This is a genomic window from Candidatus Aminicenantes bacterium, from assembly GCA_026393855.1.
GTDB lineage: Bacteria > Acidobacteriota > Aminicenantia > Aminicenantales > UBA4085 > UBA4085.
In genome coordinates, this window is record JAPKZJ010000029.1 from 1 (window position 1) to 6,256 (window position 6,256).

Sequence of the window (6,256 nt, forward strand, 5' to 3'; positions counted from 1 at the left end):
GCGGTTCTGTGGCTATATGTTTGGGCTCACGATGAGGCCATGTTAAAGAAATCCCTTAGCCTTGTCCTTCTGATCGCCTCAGATGTGGCCGCTCTGGCGGCCTCCCTTCTGGCCGCGATCCTCCTGCGCCAACATGTGCTCCCCCTTGTCTTCCCCTCCCTCGCCGCCCGGCAGGTTCTCGTGGCTCCGTTCCTCGAAAAATGGTACCTCGTCCTGGCTTGGATCCTCGTTTTCGCCTACGAAAAGCTTTACACCAAGCGCCATTCCCACTGGGACGAGACGCGCCTTCTGGTGAAAAGCTCGACCATGGCCTTGGCCCTGGTCATGGCCTCCGCTTTCCTGGCCCGACAGCCCTACGCCTTCTCCCGGCTCATTCTGAGCTTGATGGTCGGGGTCAGCTACTTCGCTCTGCCCGCGGCCCGCTTCCTGACCAAGCGGATCCTGGTCTCCCTCCATCTCTGGCAGAAGCGCGTCCTCATCATCGGCTCCCAAAACGGCACCAGCGCCGTCATCGAGGCCATCCGCCGCAACCGCTCCCTGGGCTTTCGCATCGTCGGCTGCCTCACCGACGACCGGGGCGAAGTCGGCCGCACCACGAACGGCGTCGCCATCCTGGGCCATTACGACGAGATCGAAGACTGGAAGGAGCGCCTGCCCTTCGAGGACATCATCGTCACCTTCCCCGACATTCCCCGCGACCGCATGGTCGCCCTGTTGCGGCGCTGGGACGGAGTCAGCGAGACGATCCGGTACATCCCCCGGACGGGCGATTTGATCACGGCGGGCGTGGAGCTCGAGAATATCGGGCGGGTCCTGTCGCTTTCGGTCCGCAAGAATCTGCACAAGCCCTGGAACCTCCTGGCCAAGGGCGCTTTCGAGTATGCCCTGGCGGCTCTCTCGCTGCTGCTCCTCCTCCCGGCGATGGCCGTCATCGCCATCGGCATCAAGCTGGATTCGCGCGGCCCGGTCTTCTTCCGCCAGGCGCGGTGCGGACGCCGCGGGCGGTCCATCGAGATGATCAAGTTCCGGACCATGCGCCTCGACGCCGACGAAGTCCTGTCCGCGCTGTTGGCGCGGGACGAGCGCGCCCGCGAGGAGTGGACGCTCTACAAGAAGCTCCGCTCGGACGACCCGCGCATCACCCGCTTCGGGAGCTTCCTCCGCCGCTTCAGCTTGGACGAGGTGCCTCAGCTCCTCAACGTTCTGCGCGGCGAGATGAGCATCATCGGCCCGCGGCCCTATCTGCGCGAGGAGATCGAGACCATTCAGCCCTTCCCGGGCATCCTCTTCGAGGTCAAGCCCGGCATTACGGGCCTGTGGCAGACCAGCGGGCGCTCCGACCTGCCGTTCGAGGAGCGCATCAAGCTCGACGAGCGCTACGTCCGCAATTGGTCCATCTGGCTCGACTTGCTGATCCTGGCCAAGACCGCCGTCGTGGCCTTGACCGGCCGAGGCGCTTTTTAACATGCGAATAGGGATCGACGCGCACAAGGCTGAGGACGACGGCTGCGGCAACTGCACTTATATTCGCGGCCTCGTGAGGGGCCTGGCCGAGATCGACCGCGAGAACGAATACGTCCTTTATGTCTGCGATCCGGGCCATCCCTATTTTCGGGGCCTTGCGCTCCCGCCCAATTTCCGCTTGCGGCGCTTGCGCCCGCGGGCGTCATTCCTGCGTATCCCCTTGGCCCTGGCCCTGGCTTCGCGCCGCGACCGGCTCGACGTCCTGCATGTCCAGTACATCGCCCCGCCCTGCCATCGGGGCCGCCTGGTGGCGACCATCCACGACCTGGGCTTTCTCCGCGTCCCCGACACGTTTCCCAAGCCCTTCGTCTGGCGCTCGCGAATTCTCGTCCGGGCCACGGCCCGCCGTGCTACCCGGATCATCACCGGCTCGGCCCACGCCCGCGACGACATCGCGGCGACCTATCGCTTGGACCCGGCCCGCGTCGCCTTCATCCCTCACGGCGTCGCGCCCGAATTCTTCACCCCGCGCGACCCGGCCGCCACCCAACGCGTCCTTGACGCTCACGGCATCCGCCGTCCCTTCATCCTTTCCGTCAGCCGCATCAATCCCCGCAAAAACATTCCGCTCCTGGCCGCGGCCTTCCGCCGGCTCGTCGCGCCGCCCGTCGCTCCCTCGCCCCGGCCCCAGCTCGTCCTTGTCGGGAAGCCGGATTTCGATTCCGGGCGGACGATGTCCGCCGTTTCCGCCGGGATCGGGCCCGACCTGATCGCGACGGGCTACGTCCCGGATGAAGATCTCCGCCATCTTTATTCTTCCGCGGCGGCCTTCGTCTACATCTCGCTATTCGAGGGAGCGGGCCTGCCCGTCTTCGAGGCCATGGCTTCGGGAGCGCCCGTCGTGACCACGGCCTCGACCTCGATGGCCGAGCTGGCTGCGGGCACCGCGGTTCTTGTCGATCCGAGCGACGAAGAGGGCTTGGCCCGCGTCCTCCGGCGTCTTCTCGAAGACTCGACCTTTCGGGCCGACAGGATCGCGGCCGGCCGCCGCCGCGCCGCGGAGCTCACTTGGCGGGAGGCCGCCCTCCGGACGCTCGAAGTCTACCGCGCCGCCGCCCGCTAAGGCTCGAGCTTCCGCGCGACGGCGATCAGCACATCCCCCTTTAGCGCGCGCTTAAGCGCCAGAAAAAGGCGGCGTTCCGCCCTCTGCCGGAGCGACAAGCCCGCCAGCGGGTCCGTCTTCGGCTCGATGGCGGCCAGCAGCGCCAGCCCCTCGAAGCCGTGCATGTTCCCGACCGTGTCCGACCGCTCCCAGCGGCGCAGGAAGCTCCGCCACATCCCATATGCGAGCCCCTCTCTCCGATGGGTATAGTTTGGGTCGAAGATCAGGAGGTTGCGCAGGGATTCAACTTCGAACCCCGCCCGGCCAAGGGCGATCCTCAGCGAGCGGGCGGAGAAATACGTCAGATGCTCCCACGGCGACAGGACGGCCCAGGCAGAGCCCAGGATTCTCCGACTCAGGCTGTCCAGGTCGGGCGTTTGGATGATCAGGATTCCGCCGGGCTTGAGCACCCGCCGCGCTTCCCGCAGCGCCGCCGCCGGATCCTCGAGGTGTTCGATCAGGTCGAGCATGGTCACGGCGTCGAAAGAGTCGGAGGCCGGGTTCGCGTCCTCGAAGGCCCCGCTTCTGACCCGCACGCCGACGATCCGGCGGGCATAGTCCGCCGCCGGCCCGGACACGTCCACCCCTTCCGCCGCCCAGCCCGCGTCCCCCGCGGCCTTCAGGAACAAGCCGAGGCCCGAACCCGCGTCGAGGAGCGTCCGCAGGCCCCCTCTCCCGCTCCGTTCGTCGAGCCGCCTCGCTTCCCGGGCCAGAAGGGCCAGGTGAAGATGATAATGGCGCCGCGCGAACTCCGGATCATACCCGTCGTCGCCGGCATGAAGCGCTGCCTTGGCCTCGCGGATGTAGCCATCGTCTTGATATCGATTCGGGGCGCCTCGGCTCTCCGGCGCCGGGGAAGCCCAGCCCAGGCCGCAGGTCCGGCAGCGAAGAATGGCCCGGCCGAACTTGACGGCCAGTGTTTGCCGGCGGGTTCCGCCGCAAAGAGGACAGGGAGCTTGGGGCAGCGAGGACATCAGCCGGAGACCCTGCCGCGGACGCCCCTCTTCTGGAGGCTCCGGAACAGCTCTTCGTATCCGTCCGTAACGCGGTCCCAGTTGTAGCGGGACCGGATGATCGCGCGCGCCCGCTCCCGCCCGGCCTCCAGATCCCGCGGATGATCGACCGCCCAGGCCATTTCCGCCCGCAGGCCGGCCGCAGTCTTCGGGTAATAGAGAGCCGCGTCGCTCGCCACTTCGCGGTTGAAGACGACGTCCCGGGCGATGACGAACGATCCCGCGGCCAGGGCCTGGAGAAGCCCCGGGTTGGTGCCGCCCGCCTCGTTGCCGTGGATGTAGGCGTAGCTGTGGCAGAGCAGTTCGCGCAGCGTGTCTTGATCGTAGCAGAAGCCCAGCCGCCGGACCCGGGGATCCCGGCTCGAGTCCAGTATCTCCATGTAGCGGGACTTGTAGGCGCTGCCGCCGATGAGGACCAGGACTTTGTCTGTTTCCAGCTCCTCAAAGGCGCGCAGGGTGAGATGGATGTTGTTCTCCGGCTCGAATCGCGCCATCTGCAGGAAGTAGCCGCGCGGCTTCAAGCCCAGGCGGTCCAAGATCTCCGGCCTCCGCGACGAGAGAAGCGGGGCGCCGTAGGAAAGAAAGACCGTCTCCCGGCCGTGGCGCTCCCGGTAATAGCTCTGGATGGCCCGGGCGTCGCTGATCAGGGGGATGGGCAGCGTGACGGCCAGCTTTTCGGCCAGGGCGAAATAGAGGTGGCCAAGGCCGGCCCACTTCTGGCGGGCCCACTCCATCCCGTCCATATGCAGGACGATCCGCCGTCCCAGCCAGGACGGGATGGCCAGCAGGGGAGAGCTGGCGTAATTGAAGACCAGGATGATGTCGTTCTTGCGGACAAGGGCGTGCAGCATGGCCAGGAAGACATGGGACAGCGTTTCCAGCGAACGCGTCCGGATCGCGGGCAGGTGGATGAGGGACATTCCGAGGTAAGTGGACAGCCGGGGCTGATCCGGGCTGTCCCGGCAGTAAACCCGGACATCGTGCCCGCGCGCCGCCAGCCGCCGTCCGAGCTCCTCGGCGCAGGTTTCGAACCCGCCGTAGCGGGCCGGCACGCCGCGGGTTCCGATCAGGGCGATGCGCATGGCCTATTTCCCCAGGATCCGCCTGGCCCGGACAAGGATCTTTGACGGGGCGCTCCCGTCGGCGGGGCGCAGCGCGCGGCGTGCCGCCTCGAAGGCCCCTCCTTGGGCCGGGCCCGATACGAGCGGGGCCAGAGCCCTGCGCCGGGGTACGCGCCGGACCGCCGGGGTGGAGGCCAACGCCCCTTCGCACCAAGCCAGCAGGGGCGAGGCCGCTTCCCGCCAGAGAAAGCGCTCCCGCACCCGCCCCAACCGTTCTTTTATCGCGGCCCTCTTGGCGGGATCTCCGGACAGCTCGCAAAGCCCCCTGGCTATGGCCTCGCGGTCGCCCGAGCCGACGACGACACCGAGGTTCTCCTTGGCTACGAGATCGGCGAAGAAATCGCCTTCCGAGCACAGGATCGGGCAGCCGTACTTGATGTAGTCGAGCATCCGGGTTCGGAAGGAGTAGCGCGTCTCCAGGTGGGCGCGGTGAATCGAGACCCCGATGTCCGCCCGCCGGAAAAAACGCCCCCGCTCGGCATAGGGGACCCAGCCGTCGTTGAAGAAGACCGATCCCCGCAGAGCCGGATGGCCCTCGACGAAGGCGCGCGCCTCGTCCCCCGTCGTCCATTTCGGCACGACCGGATTGGGGTGGGTCGTGGAGAGAAACACCAGCTTCAGGCGGGGATCCTTGGCCCGGGCGAGCGCCAGCGCCTCGAGCAGGGTTAGGGGGTCGTACCAAGGCGTCAGGACGCCGCCCCAGAGCAGCACTACGTCGTCGCCGGCGACGCCGGGAAGAAGAGTCTCCCGGCCGCCTTCGCCGGCTTCCGCGCCGGGACGATCGGCATCGATCCCGAACGGGACGATGCTGATCAAGCGGGCTATGTCCGGACCGCCGGTCATGAACTCCGGATCGATCCGGTTGAGGCTCATGAGCGATCCGGAAAGAAGGTCTTTTTGCCGCTCCGAGGCGCACAGAAGATGATCGGCGCGAAGGAGGAGCGCGTTGAAAACCCGAAGGTCGTGGAAGTGGATCGCCGCTCGCTCCCGGGGTGTGCCCTTCCCGGCGTGGTTGAACAGGTTCTCCAGGACAAAAGGGTCGTAAACGTCGGCGATGATGGGCTTTCCCAGATTGGCGAGACGGGGGAACTTGGACAGGATGTATCCCTGCACCAGCAGAATGCGGGCCTCGCGGGCGGCCTCTTCCAGGGACCGGGGGCGGCGCAGGGAGTAGAAGCGGATCTTGAACGGCGCGCCCGCCAGCAGCGACCCGCCGTCGGAGTATTCGGGCACGGCCAGCTCGACGGAGAACCGGCCGGCCAAGACGCGCGCCAATTCCCAGGCCCGGATGCCGGGCCCGGCCATCCGGTCGCCGACCACGTCGTCGCTGATGACCAGGATATCGATCATGCCCGCTCCGCGTCAGGCCGATCCTTGCCAAGCAGGCCGGGGAGGCTGTAGAGGACCGCGGCCAGGGAGGCCTCAAAAATCGCCACGACGAGCCAAAAGAAAGCCCGTGATCCGATCGGCCCCGGCCAGCGGCGGGCGATCCGGCC

The 6,256-nt window shown here is 67.2% G+C and carries 5 protein-coding genes; 2 read left to right on the plus strand and 3 right to left on the minus strand.

The genetic code is table 11. From position 1 onward, the window contains the following. Together NTZ26_04085 and NTZ26_04090 are read left to right on the plus strand one after the other, a co-directional pair. Positions 1–1,464: sugar transferase (locus NTZ26_04085; protein MCX6559671.1), on the plus strand; the 1,464-nt coding region annotated here is incomplete at its 5' end. 1 nt (position 1,465) lies between these two features. Then, positions 1,466–2,587, plus strand: coding sequence for a glycosyltransferase family 1 protein (locus NTZ26_04090; GenBank protein MCX6559672.1), 1,122 nt, complete (start codon positions 1,466–1,468; stop codon positions 2,585–2,587). Here the strand turns inward: NTZ26_04090 and NTZ26_04095 are convergent. Genes NTZ26_04095 through NTZ26_04105 form a run of 3 tightly spaced genes read right to left on the minus strand, consistent with a single transcriptional unit; the run spans position 2,584 to position 6,110 of the window. Continuing rightward, positions 2,584–3,600, minus strand: coding sequence for a class I SAM-dependent methyltransferase (locus NTZ26_04095; GenBank protein MCX6559673.1), 1,017 nt, complete (start codon positions 3,598–3,600; stop codon positions 2,584–2,586). The two genes, NTZ26_04090 and NTZ26_04095, sit on opposite strands and share 4 nt — an antisense overlap. Next, a complete protein-coding gene (locus NTZ26_04100) occupies positions 3,600–4,721 on the minus strand; it encodes a DUF1972 domain-containing protein (protein MCX6559674.1) in 1,122 nt (373 codons plus the stop codon). Before NTZ26_04100 ends, NTZ26_04095 begins: the two co-directional genes overlap by 1 nt. 3 nt (positions 4,722–4,724) lie before the next feature. After that, positions 4,725–6,110: a glycosyltransferase family 4 protein gene (locus tag NTZ26_04105; GenBank protein MCX6559675.1), complete on the minus strand. Its 1,386-nt coding sequence runs from the start codon at positions 6,108–6,110 to the stop codon at positions 4,725–4,727. Between the last annotated feature and the right edge of the window lie 146 nt (positions 6,111–6,256).